The sequence below is a fragment of the Cupriavidus sp. CPT47-8839-RL05A genome (genome assembly GCF_058792255.1).
On sequence record NZ_JBYTEG010000025.1, the window covers coordinates 56,053 to 76,552 of the forward strand.

General features: G+C 66.1%; 15 protein-coding genes, 1 pseudogene and 1 riboswitch. Of the genes and pseudogenes, 13 read left to right on the forward strand and 3 right to left on the reverse strand.

Annotation, left to right across the window (positions count from 1 at the left end; translation table 11 throughout):
- Positions 1-207 precede the first annotated feature (207 nt).
- The 7 genes from xdhA to AC3WVS_RS26265 all read left to right on the forward strand — a co-directional run bounded on the left by xdhA (position 208) and on the right by AC3WVS_RS26265 (position 10,020).
- Positions 208-1,710 (forward strand): xanthine dehydrogenase small subunit, encoded by a 1,503-nt coding sequence (gene xdhA / locus AC3WVS_RS26235; protein ID WP_492320942.1) that lies wholly within the window; start codon positions 208-210, stop codon positions 1,708-1,710.
- Positions 1,711-1,735: 25 nt separating this feature from the next.
- A complete protein-coding gene (gene xdhB / locus AC3WVS_RS26240) occupies positions 1,736-4,084 on the forward strand; it encodes a xanthine dehydrogenase molybdopterin binding subunit (RefSeq protein WP_492320943.1) in 2,349 nt (782 codons plus the stop codon).
- Positions 4,085-4,265: 181 nt separating this feature from the next.
- Complete coding sequence (xdhC, locus tag AC3WVS_RS26245; protein ID WP_492320972.1) at positions 4,266-5,255, forward strand: xanthine dehydrogenase accessory protein XdhC; 990 nt, start codon at positions 4,266-4,268, stop codon at positions 5,253-5,255.
- A 55-nt stretch (positions 5,256-5,310) separates the two neighbouring features.
- Positions 5,311-6,366: an adenosine deaminase gene (locus AC3WVS_RS26250; RefSeq protein WP_035819904.1), complete on the forward strand. Its 1,056-nt coding sequence runs from the start codon at positions 5,311-5,313 to the stop codon at positions 6,364-6,366.
- A 76-nt stretch (positions 6,367-6,442) separates the two neighbouring features.
- A complete protein-coding gene (guaD, locus tag AC3WVS_RS26255) occupies positions 6,443-7,765 on the forward strand; it encodes a guanine deaminase (protein WP_492320944.1) in 1,323 nt (440 codons plus the stop codon).
- 184 nt (positions 7,766-7,949) lie between these two features.
- Entirely contained in the window at positions 7,950-9,125 is a 1,176-nt protein-coding gene (locus AC3WVS_RS26260) for a fatty acid desaturase (RefSeq protein WP_492320945.1), read from the forward strand.
- 57 nt (positions 9,126-9,182) lie between these two features.
- Positions 9,183-9,330: riboswitch (yybP-ykoY riboswitch) on the forward strand.
- 114 nt (positions 9,331-9,444) lie between these two features.
- A complete protein-coding gene (locus AC3WVS_RS26265; protein WP_492320946.1) occupies positions 9,445-10,020 on the forward strand; it encodes a TMEM165/GDT1 family protein in 576 nt (191 codons plus the stop codon).
- Between the two features lie 162 nt (positions 10,021-10,182).
- Here AC3WVS_RS26265 and AC3WVS_RS26270 read toward each other — a convergent pair whose 3' ends face one another.
- Complete coding sequence (locus AC3WVS_RS26270; RefSeq protein WP_010809170.1) at positions 10,183-11,391, reverse strand: urate hydroxylase PuuD; 1,209 nt, start codon at positions 11,389-11,391, stop codon at positions 10,183-10,185.
- Positions 11,392-11,422: 31 nt separating this feature from the next.
- Positions 11,423-11,776, reverse strand: a complete 354-nt coding sequence (gene uraH / locus AC3WVS_RS26275; protein ID WP_010809171.1) for a hydroxyisourate hydrolase — start codon at positions 11,774-11,776, stop codon at positions 11,423-11,425.
- A gap of 297 nt (positions 11,777-12,073) precedes the next feature.
- On the opposite strand from uraH, the gene AC3WVS_RS26280 reads away from it, so the two are divergent.
- From AC3WVS_RS26280 to AC3WVS_RS26305, 6 genes and pseudogenes are all read left to right on the forward strand, one after another.
- On the forward strand, positions 12,074-12,844 hold the full coding sequence (locus AC3WVS_RS26280) for a GntR family transcriptional regulator (protein ID WP_492320947.1): 771 nt from the start codon (positions 12,074-12,076) through the stop codon (positions 12,842-12,844).
- Positions 12,845-13,023: 179 nt separating this feature from the next.
- Complete coding sequence (locus tag AC3WVS_RS26285; protein ID WP_492320948.1) at positions 13,024-14,430, forward strand: nucleobase:cation symporter-2 family protein; 1,407 nt, start codon at positions 13,024-13,026, stop codon at positions 14,428-14,430.
- A 125-nt stretch (positions 14,431-14,555) separates the two neighbouring features.
- A pseudogene (gene puuE, locus AC3WVS_RS26290) lies at positions 14,556-15,491 on the forward strand (allantoinase PuuE); the annotation flags it as partial.
- A 48-nt stretch (positions 15,492-15,539) separates the two neighbouring features.
- Positions 15,540-16,022 (forward strand): 2-oxo-4-hydroxy-4-carboxy-5-ureidoimidazoline decarboxylase, encoded by a 483-nt coding sequence (gene uraD / locus AC3WVS_RS26295; RefSeq protein WP_492320973.1) that lies wholly within the window; start codon positions 15,540-15,542, stop codon positions 16,020-16,022.
- 180 nt (positions 16,023-16,202) lie between these two features.
- Entirely contained in the window at positions 16,203-17,270 is a 1,068-nt protein-coding gene (locus AC3WVS_RS26300; protein ID WP_492320949.1) for a porin, read from the forward strand.
- A 240-nt stretch (positions 17,271-17,510) separates the two neighbouring features.
- On the forward strand, positions 17,511-17,756 hold the full coding sequence (locus AC3WVS_RS26305; RefSeq protein ID WP_010809178.1) for a hypothetical protein: 246 nt from the start codon (positions 17,511-17,513) through the stop codon (positions 17,754-17,756).
- Positions 17,757-17,862: 106 nt separating this feature from the next.
- Here the strand turns inward: AC3WVS_RS26305 and AC3WVS_RS26310 are convergent, their stop codons facing one another.
- Entirely contained in the window at positions 17,863-20,184 is a 2,322-nt protein-coding gene (locus AC3WVS_RS26310) for an NADP-dependent malic enzyme (RefSeq protein WP_010809179.1), read from the reverse strand.
- Between the last annotated feature and the right edge of the window lie 316 nt (positions 20,185-20,500).

Here is a 20,500-nt window from a genome sequence, read left to right on the forward strand (position 1 = left end):
CCAGATGGGTGGCGTGGGGGATGGGAACGGCGCATAGTGTATGACAGGCGCCCCGCAAACGGTCAAATCACCTCCTCCAGGGGGGGCGCCTTGCGGTGCGGCGGGGCACCAATCGGGCCGCCCGCTGATGGGGCATATCACCTGGGCCGAATATTGCATGAAAGGCCAGGGTGCTATGTTTCCGCCATCACCAAGAGAGAGAAGACCATGGAGACGCAAACCATCCGCTTTTTCCACCGCGGCCAGGTCAAGGAAGTATCCGACGCCCCCATCACCCGCACCGTGCTGCAGTACCTGCGTGAAGACGCGCGCTGCACCGGCACCAAGGAAGGCTGCGCCGAAGGCGACTGCGGCGCCTGCACCGTCGTGGTCGGCGAGCTGCAAGACGGCGGCGATGTCGAATTCAAGGCGGTCAACGCCTGCATCCAGTTCCTGCCCACGCTCGACGGCAAGGCCCTGATCACGGTCGAGGACCTGCGTCAGGCCGACGGCAACCTGCACCCGGTGCAGGAAGCCATGGTCGAGTGCCACGGCTCGCAGTGCGGCTTCTGCACTCCCGGCTTCGTGATGTCGCTGTGGGCGCTGTACCAGCAGCACACCCCGGGCGGCGAAGCGCCCTCGCGCCAGACCATCTGCGACGCGCTGACCGGCAACCTGTGCCGCTGCACCGGCTACCGCCCGATCATCGACGCCGGCGAGCGCATGATGGCCCTGCCCGCCCCGACGGCGGACAAGCTCAACCCGAAGCAGATCGCCGACACCCTGCGCAACCTCAAGCGCGGCGAGACCTTCCGCTACCGCGCCCAGGGCCAGGAGTTCTTTGCCCCGCGCAGCGCGGCCGAGTTCGGCGCGATCAAGGCGGCACAGCCCGATATCCGCATCCTGGCCGGCAGCACCGACGTGGGCCTGTGGGTCACCAAGCAGTTCCGCGAGCTGGGCAACCTGCTCTACGTGGGCCAGGTGGAAGACCTGAGCCACATTGAGGAACGCGACGGCATGGTCGAGATCGGCGCCGCCGTGACGCTGGAAAAGGCCTACGCCGCACTCAACGCCGCACACCCCGAGCTGGAAGAGATGTGGAAGCGCTTTGCCTCGCTGCCGATCCGCAATGCCGGCACGCTGGGCGGCAATATCGCCAACGGTTCGCCGATCGGCGACTCGATGCCGGCGCTGATCGCGCTGGGCACGGAAGTGGTGCTGCAGCATGGCGAGACGCGCCGCACGCTGCCGCTGGAAGACCTGTACCTGGCCTACCAGAAGACCGCGATGCAGCCGGGCGAATTCGTCGCCGCGCTGCGCGTGCCGGTGGCCGGCCCGCAGCACTTCCGCACCTACAAGCTGTCCAAACGCTTTGATGAGGATATTTCCGCCGTGTGTGCCGCATTCGGCATCACCGTGCAGGACGGCATCGTCACGCAGGCCCGCATCGCCTTCGGCGGCATGGCCGCCACGCCCAAGCGCGCCGCCGCCACCGAAGCGGCCCTGACCGGCCAGCCGTGGAATGAAGCCACCGCCCGCGCCGGCATGGCCGCGCTGGCGCAGGACTACACGCCGCTGTCCGACATGCGCGCGACCGCGTCGTACCGCAGCCGCGGTGCCGCCAACCTGCTGTACCGCTTCTGGCTGGAGACCCGCGCCGAAGCGCTGCCCGCGGCAGCCGTCAACGTCCGCGCCATCGGCGCCGGCGCCACTGAAACCGCCACGGCCTGAGCCAGAGAAAAAGGAAAGCATCGGCATGAACAAGCAAACCGAACCCTTCCTGCTCGACGCCACCGCCGAACAGGTCTCGCAGGTCGGCATCTCGCGTCCGCATGAATCCGCCCACCTGCACGTGGCCGGCACCGCCACCTACACGGACGACATCCCCGAGCTGGCCGGCACGCTGCACGCCGCGCTCGGCATGAGCACCCGCGCGCACGCCCGCATCAAGTCGATCTCGCTCGACAAGGTGCGCGCCGCGCCCGGCGTGGTCGACGTGCTGACGGTGGACGACATCCCCGGCACCAACGACTGCGGCCCGATCATCCACGACGACCCGATCCTGGCGCGCGACGTGGTCCAGTTCGTCGGCCAGCCGGTCTTTATCGTGGTGGCGACCTCGCATGACGCCGCGCGCCGCGCCGCCCGCCTGGGCACGATCGACTACGAAGACCTGCCCCCGGTGCTGTCGCCGCAAGCCGCGCACGAGGCCGGCAGCTATGTGCTGCCGCCGATGCACCTGACGCGCGGCGAGCCCGCCGCGCGCATTGCCGGCGCGGCCCACCAGGACAGCGGCAGGATCCACCTGGGCGGCCAGGAGCAGTTCTACCTGGAAGGCCAGATCTCGTACGCCGCGCCGCGCGAGAACGACGGCATGCAAGTGTGGTGCTCGACCCAGCACCCGACCGAGATGCAGCACGCGGTGTGCCATATGCTCGGCTGGCAGGCGCACCAGGTGCTGGTCGAATGCCGCCGCATGGGCGGCGGCTTCGGCGGCAAGGAATCGCAGTCGGCGCTGTTCGCCTGCTGCGCCGCGCTGGCTGCCTGGAAGCTGATGTGCCCGGTCAAGCTGCGCCCGGACCGCGACGACGACATGATGATCACCGGCAAGCGCCATGACTTCGTGTTCGACTACACCGTGGGCCACGACGACGAAGGCCACATCGAGGGCGTCAAGGTCGAGATGGTGTCGCGCGCCGGCTTCTCGGCCGACCTGTCGGGCCCGGTGATGACCCGCGCCATCTGCCACTTCGACAATGCCTACTGGCTGCCGAACGTGCAGATCGACGGCTACTGCGGCAAGACCAACACGCAGAGCAATACCGCCTTCCGCGGCTTCGGCGGCCCGCAGGGCGCGTTCGCGGTCGAATACATCCTGGACAATGTCGCCCGCACGGTCGGCAAGGATTCGCTGGACGTGCGCCGCGCCAACTTCTATGGCAAGACCGAGAACAACGTCACGCCTTACGGCCAGACCGTGGAAGACAACGTCATCCACGAGCTGATCGACGAACTGGTGGCCAGCAGCGAATACCGCGCCCGCCGCGAGGCCACACGCGCGTTCAACGCCACCAGCCCGGTGCTGAAGAAGGGCATCGCCATCACCCCGGTGAAGTTCGGCATCTCGTTCAACGTGGCCCACTTCAACCAGGCCGGCGCGCTGGTGCACGTCTACAACGACGGTTCAGTGCTGGTGAACCACGGCGGCACCGAAATGGGCCAGGGCCTGAACACCAAGGTGGCGATGGTGGTGGCGCATGAACTGGGCATCCGCATGGAACGCGTGCGCGTGACCGCGACCGATACCAGCAAGGTGGCCAATACCTCGGCCACTGCCGCTTCCACCGGCGCCGACCTGAACGGCAAGGCCGCGCAGGATGCCGCCCGCCAGATCCGCGAGCGCCTGGCCGTGTTTGCCGCGCGCAAGGCCGGCGTGGAGCCGTCCGAGGTGCGCTTCAACGATGACCTGGTCAGCGCCGGCGAACTGCGCGTGTCGTTCGGCGAGCTGGCGCGCGAAGCCTACGTGGCGCGCGTGCAGCTGTGGTCCGACGGCTTCTACACCACGCCCAAGCTGCACTGGGACCAGAGCAGGCTGCAGGGCCGCCCGTTCTACTACTTCGCCTACGGTGCCGCGTGCTCCGAGGTGCTGGTCGACACGCTCACCGGCGAATGGAAGCTGCTGCGCGCCGACGCGCTGCACGACGCCGGCCGCTCGCTGAACCCGGCGATCGACATCGGCCAGGTCGAAGGCGCCTTTATCCAGGGCATGGGCTGGCTGACCACCGAGGAACTGTGGTGGAACAAGGACGGCAAGCTGATGACGCACGCCCCGTCCACGTACAAGATCCCCACGGTCAACGACTGCCCGGAGGCATTCAACGTGCGCCTGTTCCAGAACCGCAACGTCGAGGACAGCATCCACCGCTCCAAGGCCGTGGGCGAGCCGCCGCTGCTGCTGCCGTTCTCGGTGTTCTTCGCGATCCGCGACGCCGTGGCTGCCGTTGGCGACTACCGCATCAACCCGCCGCTGAAGGCCCCGGCCACCAGCGAAGCGATTTTGGACGCCGTCGACGCCGTGCGCGCAGCCGCGGAGCAGCCAGCCTGAGCTGGCGGAACGATCGCAGGAAGCGCGCGCCTGCGGGCGCCCCCGGACTTTCCCCCCTTGGCCGCGTTGACGGGCAAGGGGCCGGTGGCAGAAGCAGGCGCGCGCCACTCTTGCGATGACACAGCGCAGGCAGCACCACAGCATCAAGCAGCAACCAGGCAACACCGACAAGGCCCCCGACATGCAGGACGCACCGCTCAAACCCTTCCGCTTCGCCGACGCCGCCCGCATGGTGCACGCCGGCGTGCCGGTGGCGATGGTCACCATCGTCGAAGTCAAGGGCTCGGCCCCGCGCGAGGCCGGCATCCGCATGCTGGTCAGCGCCGACGACCTGGTCGGCACCATCGGTGGCGGCCACCTGGAGTGGCGCGGCATGGATATCGCACGCGAGATGCTGGTGCGCGGTGAACAACGCCGGATCGAGCGCATTCCGCTCGGGCCGGCGCTGGGCCAGTGCTGCGGCGGCGTGGTGCAGCTGGCGTTCGAGGTACTGGGCAAAAGCGACCTGCACTGGCTTGACGCGGTCGAACGCAATTTCACCGCCGGCAAGGCAGTGCAGCGGCAGGTGCCGGCCAGCGGCGCGATCACCCATGGCGACAGCCATGCCGTGATCCCCGGCGTAACGCTGCACGCCGACGGCAGCTGGACCGATACGCTGGTGCCCGACACCATGCACGTGGTGCTGTTTGGCGCGGGCCATGTCGGCCATGCACTGGTCAAGGTGCTGGCCACGCTGCCGTGCCGCGTGCACTGGGTCGACGAGCGCGACACGCTGTTCCCCGGCGGGCTGCCCGACAATGTCGAGGCCGAGGCCAGCGACACGCCCGAAGCGGTAGTGGCCCAGGCGCCCGCGGGCAGCTACTTCCTGGTCATGACGCACAGCCATGCGCTGGACCAGACCCTGTGCGAGGAAATCCTCAAGCGCACCGATTTCGCCTACTTCGGGCTGATCGGCTCCAAGACCAAGCGCGCGCGCTTTGAACACCGCATGGCCGAGCACGGCATCGACCCGGCCCGGTTTGCGGAAATGACATGCCCCATGGGGGTTCCCGGGATTACCGACAAGGCTCCGGCTATGATTGCGGTAGCCATCGTCGCCCAGCTGCTCCAGGTCCGCGAACAGCGCCTTGCCGCGCTGCGTCTGGGCCGCCCGGAGGCGGTGCATCCCTGAACCCGTGCCGCCGGCCCCGCCGGCAGGCACAGAAATGCCCAGAAACGAGGCCCCCATGACCATCGATGCCGCGCTCGCGGAACAGATCCGCCGCACTCCCAAGGCCGAACTGCATGTGCATATCGAAGGCACGCTTGAGCCGGAACTGATCTTCCGGCTGGCGCAGCGCAACCAGGTGGCGCTGCCCTATCCCAGCGTCGAGGCGCTGCGCGCCGCCTACGCCTTCACCGACCTGCAGTCGTTCCTGGACATCTACTACGCCGGCGCCAGCGTGCTGCTGACCGAGGAAGATTTCTTCGACATGACCATGGACTACGTCAAGCGCGCCGTCGCCGACAACGTCCGCCACGCCGAGATCTTTTTCGATCCGCAGACCCATACCGCGCGCGGCGTGCCGATCGGCGTGGTGATCGACGGCATCGCCGATGCCCTGGCCCAGGCGCGCACCGAATATGACTTCTCCAGCAGCCTGATCCTGTGCTTCCTGCGCCATCTGCCGGAGGAAGACGCCTTCGCCACGCTGGAAGCGGCGCTGCCCTACCGCGACCGCTTTGTCGGCGTGGGCCTGGATTCGTCCGAGCAAGGCAACCCGCCCGAGAAGTTCGCGCGCGTGTTCGCCAGGGCGCGCGAGCTGGGCCTGCACCTGGTGGCCCACGCGGGCGAGGAAGGTCCGGCGCAATACGTCACCGACGCCCTCGACATCCTCAAGGCGCAGCGTATCGACCACGGCGTGCGCGCCATCGACGATCCGGCACTGGTGGAACGCCTGGCGCGCGAGCGCGTGGCGCTGACCGTGTGCCCGCTGTCCAACGTCAAGCTCAAGGTCTACCCGGACCTGCGCGACCACCCGCTCAAGCGCATGCTCGATGCCGGCGTGGTGATCACGCTGCATTCGGACGATCCGGCCTACTTCGGCGGCTATATGAACGCCAACTGGGAAGCCACCTTCGAGGCGCTGCCGCTGGACGCGGCCGATGCCCACAAGCTTGCCCGCAACAGCTTTGAAGCGGCCTTCCTGCCTGCCATGCAGAAGGCCGAATTCCTGGCGGAAGTCGACCACTTCTGGTCGAGCCCGCCCAAGTCCCCGCCCGCAACGGCCCCAGCGGCCTGAGCGCGGCGCATGCCAATAGCCCGGCCCGCTGCTTGAACCATGCCGTTCCGCGCGGGCCGGCCACAAGAGACAAACCATGACGACCAACCCCAAGACTGACTCCCTCACCCGTGCCATTCGCGGCCGCGTGCTGCATTTCCTGCGCGATCCGCAATTCCATGAGGATGCGTATCAGTATTGGGACGACGGGGTGCTGATCGTCACCAACGGGCGCATCGCCGCCGCCGGCGACCATACGCAGCTGGCTGCGCGCATTCCGGCTGATGCCGAGATCGTCGACCACCGCGGCAAGCTGATCGTGCCCGGCTTTATCGACACCCACGTGCACTACCCGCAGACCGACATGATCGCGTCGCCGTCGCCGGGCCTGCTGCACTGGCTCGACACCTACACCTTCCCCGAAGAGCGCCGCTTTGCCGACCCCGACTACGCGCGCGGCGTGGCCGGCTTCTTCACCGAGGAACTGCTGCGCAACGGCACCACCAGCGCGGTGGTCTGGAGCACGGTGCACAAGGCCTCGGCCGAGGCTCTCTTTGCCGAAAGCGAGGCGCGCAACCTGCGCATGGTCACGGGCAAGGTGATGATGGACCGCAACTGCCCGGAATTCCTACGCGATACGGCCGAGACCGGCGCCCGGGACTCCGCCGACCTGCTCTCGCGCTGGCATAACAAGGGGCGCCTGGCCTACGCCATCACGCCGCGCTTTGCCCCGACCTCGACCGAGGCGCAGCTGGCCGCCTGCGGCGAGCTGGCGCGCGCCTATCCGGACGCCTTTATCCAGACCCACGTGGCCGAGAACCGCGACGAGGTCAAATGGGTGGCCGAGCTGTTCCCGGACGCGCGCAGCTACCTGGACGTGTACGACCGCTACGGCCTGCTGCGCCCGGGCGCGATGTATGGCCACGCCATCTACCTGGACCAGGACGACCGCCGGCGCCTGGCCGACAGCGGCGCCGCGGTGGCGCATTGCCCCACCTCCAACCTGTTCCTGGGCAGCGGCTTCTATGACTTCCACCAGTCCGACGCCAACCGCCTGAACGTGACGCTGGCCACCGACGTCGGCGGCGGCACCTCGTTCTCGATGTTCCGCACCATGAACGCGGCGCACAAGGTGGCGCGCATGGGCGGCTACTACCTGACCGCGCTGCGCATGTTCTACCTGGCCACCCGCGCCGCGGCCGAGGCGCTGGGCTGGACCGACCGCGTCGGCAGCTTCAGCGTTGGCTGCGAGGCCGACTTCATCGTGCTGGACCCCAAGGCCACGCCGCTGATCGCGCGCCGCAGCAACCGCTCGGAAACGCTGGAAGAAGAGCTGTTCGCCTTTGCCATGCTGGGCGACGACCGCGTCATCGACAGCGTCTATGTGATGGGCGAGGCCGCCCACGTGCCAGCCGCCTGATCCGTCACCTGGCCAGCAGCCGCCCGCCCCCATGCGGCGGGCGCGCTTTTACCGCTTCGCCCCCGCCTCCGGCTTGACGACCGTCAAGGCCGCCTTCGACAAAGCCTTCTAACCTTGCGGTTCCGCCGCGGCCGTCTGCGTGCCGTGCGCCCATACCCATCCGACCGCAATCAGAAGGTTCCGCATGACCGCTTCCCAATCCGCCGCTCACGCCCCTGAGCGCGCCAGTGGCCCGCATGGCGTGCCCCATGCCGCGCGCAAGGGCGCGCCCAACCACGCCCCGCTGCCGGAGCCGATCGCGCCGGACGCCCCGCTGCCCTCGCGCAAGATCATCCGCGGCTGGTTGATCCCGCTGGGCCAGCGCAGCACGCCGCGCGCACTGCTGTTGTTCGCCTTCGACTACTTGCTGTTCGGCGCCGTGTTGGCCGGCGTGGTGCTGGCGCAGCACTGGGCCGCCAAGCTGGCGCTGGGCGTGCTGGCCGGGCTGATCATCGCGCGCCTGTTTATCATCGGCCACGATGCCTGCCACCAGAGCCTGACCCCGCGCCGCGGCCTGAACAAGTGGCTGGGACGGCTCACCTTCCTGCCCTCGCTGACGCCGTACAGCCTGTGGGAAGTCGGCCACAACGTGGTGCACCATGGCTATACCAACCTGAAGGGCTTCGACTTCGTCTGGGCGCCCTACTCACTGGAAGAATTCAACGCGCTGCCGCGCTGGCGCCGCGTGATGGAGCGCATCTACCGCACCGGCTTCGGCCCGGGCCTGTATTACCTGGTGGAAATCTGGTGGTGCAAGATGTTCTTCCCCAGCAAGCGCCAGATGGCTACGCGCCGCCCGATCTTCACCGGCGACTGTGTGCTGGTAGCCGCCTTCGGGCTGGCCTGGATCGGCGCGCTGGCGGGCCTGGCGCTGGCCACGGAGCAGTCGGTGTGGTTGCTGATCGGCGCGGGCTTTGTGCTGCCATTCCTGGTCTGGAATGTCACCGTCGGCTTCGTGCTGTATGTGCACCACACCCACACCAGCGTCGCCTGGTATGACACCAAGGCCATGTGGGCCAAGGCACAGCCCTTTGTCTCGACCACCGTGCACCTGCGCTTCCGCCACGGCATCGGCGCGGCGCTGCACCACATCATGGAACACACCGCGCACCACGTCGACATGAGCGTGCCGCTGTACCGCCTCAAGCGCGCCCAGGCACTGCTGGAGCACGCGCTGCCGGGCCGCATCATCATCGAGAACTTCTCCTGGCGCTGGTATTTCGATACCGCGCGCCGCTGCAAGCTCTATGACTTCAAGGCCCTGTGCTGGACCGATTTCCGCGGCCGCCAGACCAGCGACAACGCGCCTGTACCCGTCTGAGGGGTCAGGCCTTGTGGCGGGGGCAGGTGGACGCCTGCCCCCCCCGCCGCTATAATTGCCGCTTCCATTGGGGAGTAGCCGCCCTGCTCTCACCGCGCCGCGCAATGCGGACTCCGGGGGACAGGGGCGTACGTCAACAGACTTGACCGCTTGCGGTTATGGCGTGCGCAGCTCCGGACCCGCCCGGCCGTACTGATACGGACCCGGCAGCGTCCAGCCTGGCGAGACCGATGACCATACCTTTCTGGCCGGGCCGGGAAAGGTGTGCGTCATTGGCATCTCGCGATGCATTGCGGCCCGGTTACCCCACAACACCAATATGGAAGCCTTCCTCGTCTCCACAGGCATCGTCGCCCTCGCTGAAATGGGCGACAAGACGCAATTGCTGTCACTGGTGCTGGCCGCGCGCTACCGCAAGCCCGTTCCCATCATCGTTGGCATCCTGATCGCCACGCTGTTCAACCACGGCTTTGCCGGTGCGCTCGGCGGCTGGATCACGCATGTGCTGGGCGAAAGCCTGCTGCGCTGGATCCTGGGCCTGGGCTTTATCGCGATGGCGGCATGGATGCTGATCCCCGACAAGCTCGACGACGCCGAACAGGCCAGGCCGGTCAAGGGCGCCCTTGGCATCCTCGGCACCACCATCGTGGCCTTCTTCTTTGCCGAGATGGGCGACAAGACCCAGATCGCCACCGTGGCGCTGGCCGCGCGCTTCAGCGATGCGGTGATTGCCGTGGTGGCCGGCACCACCTTCGGCATGATGGTCGCCAATGCGCCGGCGGTCCTGCTTGGCGACAAGTTTGCCAACAAGATGCCGATCGGACTGGTGCACAAGATCGCGGCGGGGATCTTCCTGGTGCTGGGGGTGCTGGCGTTGCTGAATATCGGCGGATAAGTCGCCGAAAAAAAACGGGGCACAAGGCCCCGTTCAAACCCTCGCCGGTCCGGTACTGATGGTTGCCAACTGCACAACCCTCCGGACCGTCGATCACCGATGCTCGGATTTCGCGGGCCGGCGGCACGCGCCGGCCCTGATGCTTTTCAGATCAAGCCACCCTCAGTTGGTGGTCTTGGCACCGCCTTCGAACCACTGGCCCAGCAGGGCGCGTTCGTCGTCGGTGATCTGCGTCACGTTGCCCAGCGGCATCGCCTTCTGCTGCACGGCCTGCTGGTAGATCAGCTGCGCGTGGGCCTTGATGTCTTCCGCGGTATCGAGCTTGATGCCCTTGGCTGCGGTCGGCATCATCTTCGGCTGCTCGGCGTGGCACTGCACGCAGCGTGCGTTCATCACTTCCTGCACCTTGGCAAAGCTGACGGCGGTGGCGGCTTCACCACCTTCTGCCTTGGCCACGGCCGGGCGCGGTTGCGGCGCGATCAGCACGGCGACCACGGCCAGCACGGCAACGCCGGCTGCGGGCCAGGCCACGTTGATCTTGCCCTTGTGCTTGAGGATGAAGAACTGGCGGATCAGCACACCGGCGAGCATGATCAGGATCAGCGCGGCCCAGTTGTACTTGTAGCTGTAGGTCATGCTGTAGTGGTTCGACAGCATCGCGAACAGCACCGGCAGCGTGAAGTACGTGTTGTGCACGCTGCGCTGCTTGGCGTTCTTGCCATGGACCGGATCGACCGGCTGGCCCGCGCGCAGCGCGGCAACCACCTTGCGCTGGCCCGGGATGATCCACACCAGCACGTTGGCGCTCATGATGGTGGCGATCATCGCACCGGTCAGCAGGAACGCCGCACGGCCCGAGAACAGGTGGCACGCCACGTAGGCAGCCACGGCCACGTAGATCGCCACCAGCACGCCCACGGTCTTGTCGCTCTTGCCGAACACGCGGCAGATCACGTCATAGACCACCCAGCCCGCGGCCAGGTAGGACAGCGCCAGGCCGACCGCCGCGCCGGGCGACATGTCGTAGACGTTCTTGTCGATCAGGAACGTGCTGGCGTTGAACAGGTACAGCACCACCAGCAGGCCGAAGCCGGTCATCCAGGTGGAATACGACTCCCAGTAGAACCAGTGCAGGTTCTCAGGCAGCGTCTTGGGTGCGGTCAGGTATTTCTGCGGGTTGTAGAAACCGCCGCCGTGCACTGCCCACAGCTCGCCGCCGACACCCTTCTCCTGCAGGTCAGGATCGGTGGGACGGGTCAGGCTGTTGTCGAGCCAGACGAAATAGAACGAGGAGCCGATCCACGCGATCGCCGTGATGACGTGCACCCAGCGCAGCAGCAGATTGGCCCAGTCGAGAATGTAGCCTTCCATGTCTTGTCTCCTGTTTCCCTATGCCACCGCTTCAGCTGCCGCGGTAGGTCGAGTACGACCAGGGCGAGACCAGGAGGGGCACGTGGTAGTGCGCGTTGACATCGGCAATGCCGAAGCGCAGGGGCACCACGTCCAGGAAAGCCGGCTCGGGCAGCTGCGTGCCTTGCGCGCGGAAGTAGTCGCCCGCGGCGAATTCCAGCTCGTACACGCCAACGGCGAAGTCCGCGCCTTCCAGCAGCGGCTGGTCGCAACGGCCGTCGTGGTTCGTCACGACTGTCTTCAGGGTTTCGCGACGATTGTCGACAATCTTATGAAGAGTAACCGACATGCCCTTGCCGGGCGTGCCGGCAGCGGTGTCAAGTACGTGTGTGGTCAAGCGTCCCATCGTGTTTTTCCTTAGGCGATTGGGTTGTGAGGGGCGCCGCTGCCTTCACTAGCACCATTTGTGGGAATGGTGCCCGCTCGGTACGTCTGGTAACGCATCCCGGCGCTGGGTGGTGCGTGGCGACAATGCGCCTGCACTACCCGGTTGGCAATTCAGGGATTTCCCTGAGTTGTCGAAAACCTGAGTCGGTTTTGTTGACAATATTGAAGCAGTAACCAAATAATTGTCAACAATTTTTGGATCACCGCTGCCTGATGTCCAGGATTTGCGGTGCCCTGCCTGACTGCTGGTGCCACGATGTCCAAGAGCCTGAAGCTGATTGCCGCCAACGCCGAAACCAAGGCCGACGCCGAGCTGACCGAGATCCAAGCGGGCAAGCCCGCCAAGCCCGCACGCAAGGGCTCGGTCGAAGAGCGCATGTATCACGAGATCTACGACGCGATCATGGAGCACCGGCTGCCGCCGCGCACCAAGCTGACCGAGCATTCCCTTTGCGAGATCTATGCCACCGCGCGGCACACGGTGCGCAAGGTGCTGTCGCACCTGGCAGCCGACGGCATGGTCGATCTCGAACCCAACCGCGGCGCCTTTATCGCCAGCCCCTCCACCGACGAAGCGCACGACATGTTCGAGCTGCGCCAGATGCTGGAACGCGCGGTGCTGGAAAAGCTTGCCGGCATGCCCGACGTCAAGGCCGTGATCGCGCCGCTGCGCCAGATGGTGGCCAGCGAGCGCCAGGCGTTCCTCACGCATGACCGGCCCAAATGGATCCGCCTGTCCGCCGAGTTCCATACGGCGCTGGCGGAACTGTCGGGCAATGCGCTGCTGGTCAACATGATGCGCCGGCTGGTGTCGCGCACCACGCTGATGATCGCCAGCGTGGAAGCCCCGGGCAACAACGCCTGCTCGTTCGATGAACACGAAGAGATTCTCGACGCACTCGAACAGGGCAATGCCGCGCTGGCCCAGTCGCGCATGGCGCACCACCTTGGCGCCTGCGCCGACCGCGTGCAGCCGGACGAGCCGGGCAACTTCGATCTTCGCAGCGTACTAGGCCGCTCCACCTAGCACGGTGTTCCCGCCCCTGCCCCCAACTACAAGGCCAGACCCGGTCGGCAAACAGCACCCGGCTCACCGACGAGAGTGCTGAGACGACAGGCAGATAACGGTCCGGAGACCTTCCGGGATCCAGGACCGGGGCCATGGCAGTGGTGTTCCCATCAAACCAAAGGAGAGGAGACGCACCCATGAATTCCGCAAGCACCACGGTCCCGACGGACCTCACCAACGAGCGTTTGCCTTCCGGGCGCCTGCTCGCGCTCGGGTTGCAGCACGTTCTGGTGATGTACGCCGGCACGGTTGCCGTGCCCCTGATCGTTGGTGGCGCGCTCAAGCTGCCCAAGGACCAGCTGGCGTTCCTGATCAACGCCGACCTGTTCGCCGCGGGCCTGGCCACGCTGATCCAGGCCTTTGGTTTCTGGAAGTTCGGCATCCGCCTCCCCGTGATGATGGGCGTGACCTTCGCCTCGGTGGCGCCGATGATCGCCATCGGCACCGATCCCAATGTCGGCCTGCTCGGCATCTATGGCGCGGTGATCGCATCGGGGGTATTCGGCATCCTGATCGCGCCGATGATGGGGCGCATGCTGGGGCTGTTCCCGCCGGTGGTGACCGGCACGGTGATCACGCTGATCGGCGTGTCGCTGATGCGCGTGGGCATCAACTGGGCGGCCGGCGGCCAGCCCACCACCCGTGCCGTGATCGACGGCGTGGTCAAGGAGGTGCCCAACCTCGCCTACGGCGACCTGGCCAACCTCGGCATTGCCGGCCTGACGCTGCTGATCATCCTGCTGCTGACCAAGTACGGCCGCGGCCTGGTGGCCAACTGCGCAGTGCTGCTGGGCATCATCGCCGGCACGCTGGTGGCGATGGCGATGGGCAAGGTGTCGTTCGAAGGCCTGGATGAAGCCAGCTTCGTCGCCGTCATCACGCCGCTGCACTTCGGCATGCCGACCTTCGAAGTGACCGCCATCCTGTCGATGTGCATCGTCATGCTGATCACGCTGGTGGAGTCCACCGGCATGTTCCTGGCGCTGTCCGACATCACCGGCAAGAAGCTGAGCAACGAGGACCTGACCCGCGGCCTGCGCGCCGACGGCCTCGGCACCGTGATCGGCGGCATCTTCAACACCTTCCCGTACACCTCGTTCTCGCAGAACGTGGGCCTGGTGACGGTGACCGGCGTGCGCTCGCGCTACGTGGCGGCTGCCGGCGGCATCATCCTGATCGCCTTCGGCCTGTTCCCCAAGATGGCCCACGTGGTGGCCTCGGTGCCGCAGTTCGTGCTGGGCGGCGCCGGCATCGTGATGTTCGGCATGGTGGCCGCCACCGGCATCCGCATCCTGGGCTCGTGCGATTTCAACCGCAACCGCCACAACCTGTTCATCGTCGCCATCTCGATCGGCGCCGGCATGATCCCGACGCTGGCACCGACCTTCTTCCAGTACTTGCCGAAGTGGACCGGTCCGTTCACCCACAGCGGCATCGTGCTGGGCACGATCGTGGCCGTGGCGCTGAACCTGTTCTACAACGGCATCCAGTCGCGCGAGGAGGCCATGCGCAACGCCGCCGCCAACTCGCACGGCACCGAGTAACTGAAGCAACGGTATCGAAGTATCCGGCACCGCCGCCGGCACGACTGGCACGTTCATTGCGTGATGGTCGGCGCTTGCGGGCGGCGCGGCGGTGCCGGGCGTTTTCCTGAAGCAAGCAAAGACACATGACAAAAGATAACTATCCACGCGATCTCATCGGATATGGTGCCCGGCCGCCGCACGCCCGCTGGCCGGGCGGCGCGCGCGTTGCGCTGCAGTTCGTGCTCAACTACGAAGAAGGCGGCGAAAACTGCGTGCTGCACGGCGATGCCGCCTCCGAGCAGTTCCTTTCCGAGATCGTCGGCGCCGCGGCCTACCCCGACCGCCACATGAGCATGGAGGGCATCTACGAATACGGCTCGCGCGCCGGCGTCTGGCGCCTGCTGCGCGAGTTCGAGAAGCGCGGCCTGCCGCTGACCATCTTCGGCGTGTCGATGGCGCTGCAACGCCATCCTGAACTGACCCGCGCCTTTGTCGAACTGGGCCACGAGATCGCCTGCCACGGCTGGCGCTGGATCCACTACCAGGGCATCGACGAAGCCACCGAGCGCGAGCACATGCGCATCGGCATGCAGATCATCAAGGACCTGACCGGCGAACTGCCGCTGGGCTGGTACACCGGCCGCGACAGCCCCAACACGCGCCGCCTGGTGGTGGAGCACGGCGGCCTCCTGTACGACTCGGACTACTACGGCGACGACCTGCCCTTCTGGACCGAGGTCGAAGTCACCGGCGGCGAGAAGAAGCCACACCTGGTGGTGCCGTACACGCTCGACTCCAACGACATGCGCTTTGCCACGCCGCAGGGCTTCAATACCGGCGAACAGTTCTTCCAGTACCTGAAGGATGCGTTCGACGTGCTGTACGAGGAAGGCGACCCGAGCGGCCAGGACAGCCCCAAGATGCTGTCGATCGGCATGCACTGCCGCCTGCTCGGCCGCCCGGGCCGCTTCCGCGCGCTGCAGCGCTTCCTCGACTATGTGCAGGGACACGACAAGGTGTGGATCTGCCGCCGTGTCGACATCGCCCGCCACTGGGCCGATACCCACCCCTACCCCCCCCCGGAACCAAGCATGAGCCAGACCTACACCATCGCCCAACTCAACACCATGCCTGTCGCGGAGTTCGTGCAGGTGCTGGGCGGCATCTACGAACACTCGCCGTGGTTTGCCGAGACCGCAGCCGCGCAGCGGCCCTTCGCCGACGGCGCCGCGCTGGCGCAGGCACTGCGCAAGGCGGTCGATGAAGCGGGCGAGGCGGCCCAGCTCAAGCTGGTGCGCGCCCACCCGGAGCTGGCCGGCAAGGCCGCCGTGCGCGGCGAGCTGACCGCCGAATCCACGCGCGAACAAAGCGGCGCCGGCCTGAACCTGTGCACGCCCGAGGAGTTCGACCGCCTGCAGTCGCTCAACGCGGCCTATAACCACAAGTTCGGCTTCCCGTTCATCCTGGCCGTGCGCGGCTACGACCGTCACGGGATCATCGCGGAGTTCGCGCGCCGACTGGAAAACACGCCGCAGCAAGAGTTGCAAACTTGCATCAACCAGATCCATCGCATTGCGCAGTTCCGGCTTGACGACTTAGTATCCGCCTGAGCAAAAAAGCGTCACCTGTATAACAAAAAACGCTGTACCCGATGCCGCCGGCACCCATGCACCACCCCTCACCGAGCCAAGCCAGGCGGCACGAATAAAAGCACCAAGACATTAGAAGAACCCGACAGGGACCCAGTACACAACGTTCCAAGCAGGATCAAAAACCACGGAGGTCTAACAATGCAGAAGCAGTACAAGCCGGCACTAAAGCTGGCGGCAGTAGCGGCTACCCTTTTTTCCGGTGCGGCCATGGCCCAGTCCAGCGTCACGCTGTACGGCCAGGCTGACATGTTCATCGGCGGCGTCAAGAGCCCGGGTTCGGGCGAGCGCGCATGGGTGGCCAACTCGGGCGGTATGCAGACGTCCTACTGGGGCATCAAGGGCACCGAAGACCTGGGCGGCGGCACCAAGGCCATCTTCGACCTGAACGGGTTCTTCCGCACGGACAGCGGCAACAGCGGCCGCTTCACCGGCGACTCGATGTTCAGCCGCAACGCGTACGTCGGCCTGCAGAATGACAAGCTGGGTACGTTGAAGCTGGGCCGCAACACCACCCCGTACTTCATCTCGACCATCCTGTTCAACCCGCTGGTCGACTCGTACGTGTTCTCGCCGACCATCTTCCACACCTACTTCGGTGCGGCCAGCAATGGCGTGGTGGATCCGGGCATCATCGGCGACTCGGGCTGGAGCAACTCGGTGCTGTACTCCACCCCGAACTTCGGCGGCCTGAGTGCGAACCTGATCTACTCGGCAGGCGAGAAGGCAGGTGCCGCGGGCCAGAACAAGTGGGGCGGCAACCTGATGTACTTCAACGGGCCGTTCGCCGCGACCGTCGCGTTCCAGCAGGTCCGCTTCAACGCCGTTCCCGACGACCTGTCGGTAGCAGGCCTGAGCCGCCAGGACGCTGTGCTGGGCGGCATCACGTACGACTTCAAGGTGGTCAAGCTGTTCGCCCAGGGCCAGTACATCAAGACCAAGGCCAGCACGGCCGCCAGCGGCGACATCAAGCACACCAACGGTCAGGTCGGGGCCTCGGTACCGGTCGGTGCCGGCAACGTGCTGGCGTCCTACGCCTATGGCAAGACCGAGAACGCGATCGGTGACTTCAAGCGCAACACGTTTGCCGTCGCCTACGACTACAACCTGTCCAAGCGCACCGACGTCTACGCCGCCTACTACTACGACAAGATCACCGGCATCGAGCACGGCGATACCTTCGGCGTGGGCATGCGTCACAAGTTCTGATGGCGTAAGCGCCTCACCGGCAGCACTGGAGCCCGCCTTCCCGGCGGGCTTTTTCATTGCCGCGCACGCGTCACTTTAGGCAAGACTTTTGCCCCGGAATGCTGCGGCGCGCCATTCCCTGCTAAGCTTCACACCGGATCGGAAGCCCGCGCTCCATAGTCGGATTCAATTGGAACGGCCCCCGCCCGCTACCTAGATTGGTGTTCCAGGCCTCAAAAAACGATCCTAGAGAGGTGATTCATGCGGCGATATCCGAAGACCCGTTCCGAACTGATGGCCATCCTGAACCAGTGCCTCGACAACAACCCCGAGTGCGGCGAATGCGAGTTGCACGCGGTGCGAATGCACCAGCCTGACCATACCGGATGCAACTGGAGCGCCGAGGTCGATTTCCCGCAAGAATCCGTCGACAACCTGGGCACGCAGCTCGCCGCGGCCAAGTCGATCATTGTCGTAATGCGCGAGCAGTACAACGTGCTGCAATAGCCACCGAACCAGCAGCGTGCCCTGCGCGCTTGCCGCGGGGCACCATCAAAGAAAAAGCCGGATCATCAGACCCGGCTTTTTACATTGGCTCACGCCTTTCAGCGCATCAGCGCACCGCGTTGCTCTCCGCCACCGCCACGGCCGTCATGTTGACGATCCGGCGCGTAGTGGCCTGCGGGTTCAGGATATGCACCGGCTTGGCCGCGCCCAGCAGGATCGGGCCCACCGTGACGCCCTGCCCGCCCGTGATCTTGAGCAGGTTGAAGGCGATATTGGCGGCGTCCAGCGTCGGCATCACCAGCAGGTTGGCGCTGCCGGCCAGCTTGGTCGACGGCAGGAAATGGCGGCGCACGTCTTCGTCCAGGGCAGCGTCGCCCTGCATCTCGCCTTCCACTTCCAGGTGCGGAGCCACCTTGGCCAGAATCCCCGCGGCCTCGCGCATCTTGCGCGCCGACGGACGGGTAGAAGAGCCGAACATCGAGTGCGACATCAGCGCGACCTTGGGAACCAGGCCGAAACGCGCGATTTCCTCAGCGGCCAGTTGCGTGATCGCGGCCAGTTCGTCGGCGGTGGGATCGTCGTTGACGAAGGTGTCGGTGATGAACAGCGTATGCTTTTCGAGCATCAGCGCGTTCATCGCGGCGAACACCTTGGCGCCCGGCGCCAGGCCGATCACGTCGCGCACGTGCTCGAGGTGTGCCTCGAAGCGGCCCACCGTGCCGCACAGCAGCGCATCGGCATCGCCCATGTGCATCAGCATGGCGCCGATCAGCGTGTTGGAGCGGCGCAGTGCCACCTTGGCCATGTCCGGCGTCACGCCGTCGCGGCCGCGCAGCGCGTGGTAGGCCTCGTGGTAGGCGCGATAGCGCGGGTCTTCTTCCGGATTGACCAGATCGAAGTCCACCCCGGCCTTGAGGCGCAGGCCGGCCTTCTCGATGCGCATCTGGATCACGTGCGGGCGGCCGATCAGGGTGGGGCGGGCCAGCCCTTCGTCGACCACGGTCTGCACGGCACGCAGCACGCGCTCTTCCTCGCCCTCGGCGTAGGCCACACGCTTGGGCGCGGCCTTGGCGGCCGAGAACACCGGCTTCATGATCAGGCCGGTGTGATAGACATAGGTGGACAGCTGCTGGCGATACGCCTCGAGATCCTTGATCGGGCGCGTGGCCACGCCGGATTCTTCCGCGGCCTTGGCCACCGCCGGCGCGATCTTCTCGATCAGGCGCTGGTCGAACGGCGTCGGGATGATGTAGTCCGGGCCGAACTTCAGCTCACGGCCGCCGTAGGCGGCGGCAACGGCGTCGTTCAGCTCGGCCTCGGCCAGCTCGGCGATGGCCTTGACGCAGGCCAGCTTCATCGCTTCCGTGATCTTGGTCGCGCCGCAATCCAGCGCGCCGCGGAAGATGTACGGGAAGCACAGCACGTTGTTGACCTGGTTCGGGTAGTCCGAACGGCCAGTGGCGATGATGCAGTCCGGTCGCGCGGCCTTGGCCACTTCCGGGCGGATTTCCGGCTCGGGGTTGGCCAGCGCCAGGATGATGGGCTTGTCGGCCATGGTCTTGACCATCTCGGCGGTCAGCACGCCGGCGGTCGAGCAACCCAGGAAGACGTCGGCGTCCTTGACGATGTCAGCCAGCGTGCGCGCCGAGGTGTCCTGCGCATAGCGCGCCTTGTTGGCTTCCATGTTGGCGTCGCGGCCAACATAGATCACGCCCTTGGAGTCCACCACCGAGATGTTCTCGCGCTTCACGCCGAGGCTGACCATGGTGTCCAGGCAGGCAATGGCGGCCGCGCCGGCGCCGGACACGGCCAGCTTCACCTTGGCGACGTCCTTGCCGACCACCTTCAGGCCATTGAGCAGCGCCGCGGTAGAAATGATCGCGGTGCCGTGCTGGTCGTCGTGGAAGACGGGGATGTTCATGCGCTCGCGCAGCTTCTGCTCGATGTAGAAGCATTCCGGCGCCTTGATGTCTTCCAGGTTCACGCCGCCCAGCGTGGGCTCGAGCGCGGCAACGATCTCGACGATCTTGTCCGGGTCGCGCGCGTCGAGCTCGATGTCGAACACATCGATGCCGGCGAACTTCTTGAACAGGCAGCCCTTGCCCTCCATCACCGGCTTGCCGGCCAGCGGGCCGATATCGCCCAGGCCCAGCACGGCGGTGCCGTTGGTGACCACGGCCACCAGGTTGGCGCGCGAGGTGTACTCGGCGGCGGTGGCGGGGTCCTTGGCGATTTCCTCGCAGGCATAGGCCACGCCCGGCGAATATGCCAGCGACAGGTCGCGCTGGTTGGACAGCGCCTTGGTCGCGGTTACCTGGATCTTTCCCTTGGTGGGGCTGCGGTGGTATTCCAGCGCGGCGAGGCGCAATTGCGCTTCAGGACTGTTCGGGGCATGTTGCGGTGCATCACCGCTATTCTTGCTGCTCATTGGCTCGTCCGGAAAATGGCCCGAACCGGAAGCGCCCCTCTCCCGCCAAGATCCGGCTCAGCCCCGATCGAGAAATCTCAGGATACGGGCCGGCAGCGAAGGACAACGCCTGGCAGCGAAACTGGCGATCCCGGCAGACAGGCCGGAAAAATCGAGCAACCATTCTAGCCCACGTGTCCGCGCAAAGTACCACCAGAGCCCGCCTGCAGGCCGCTTTTTGGGTGGATTATTCCAGTTAAACAGCTTTTACCATTGCGTATGCAATGCAGGTGCAGACGCATGCCCGTGCATGCATCCGCACGCATCGCCTGGCAGG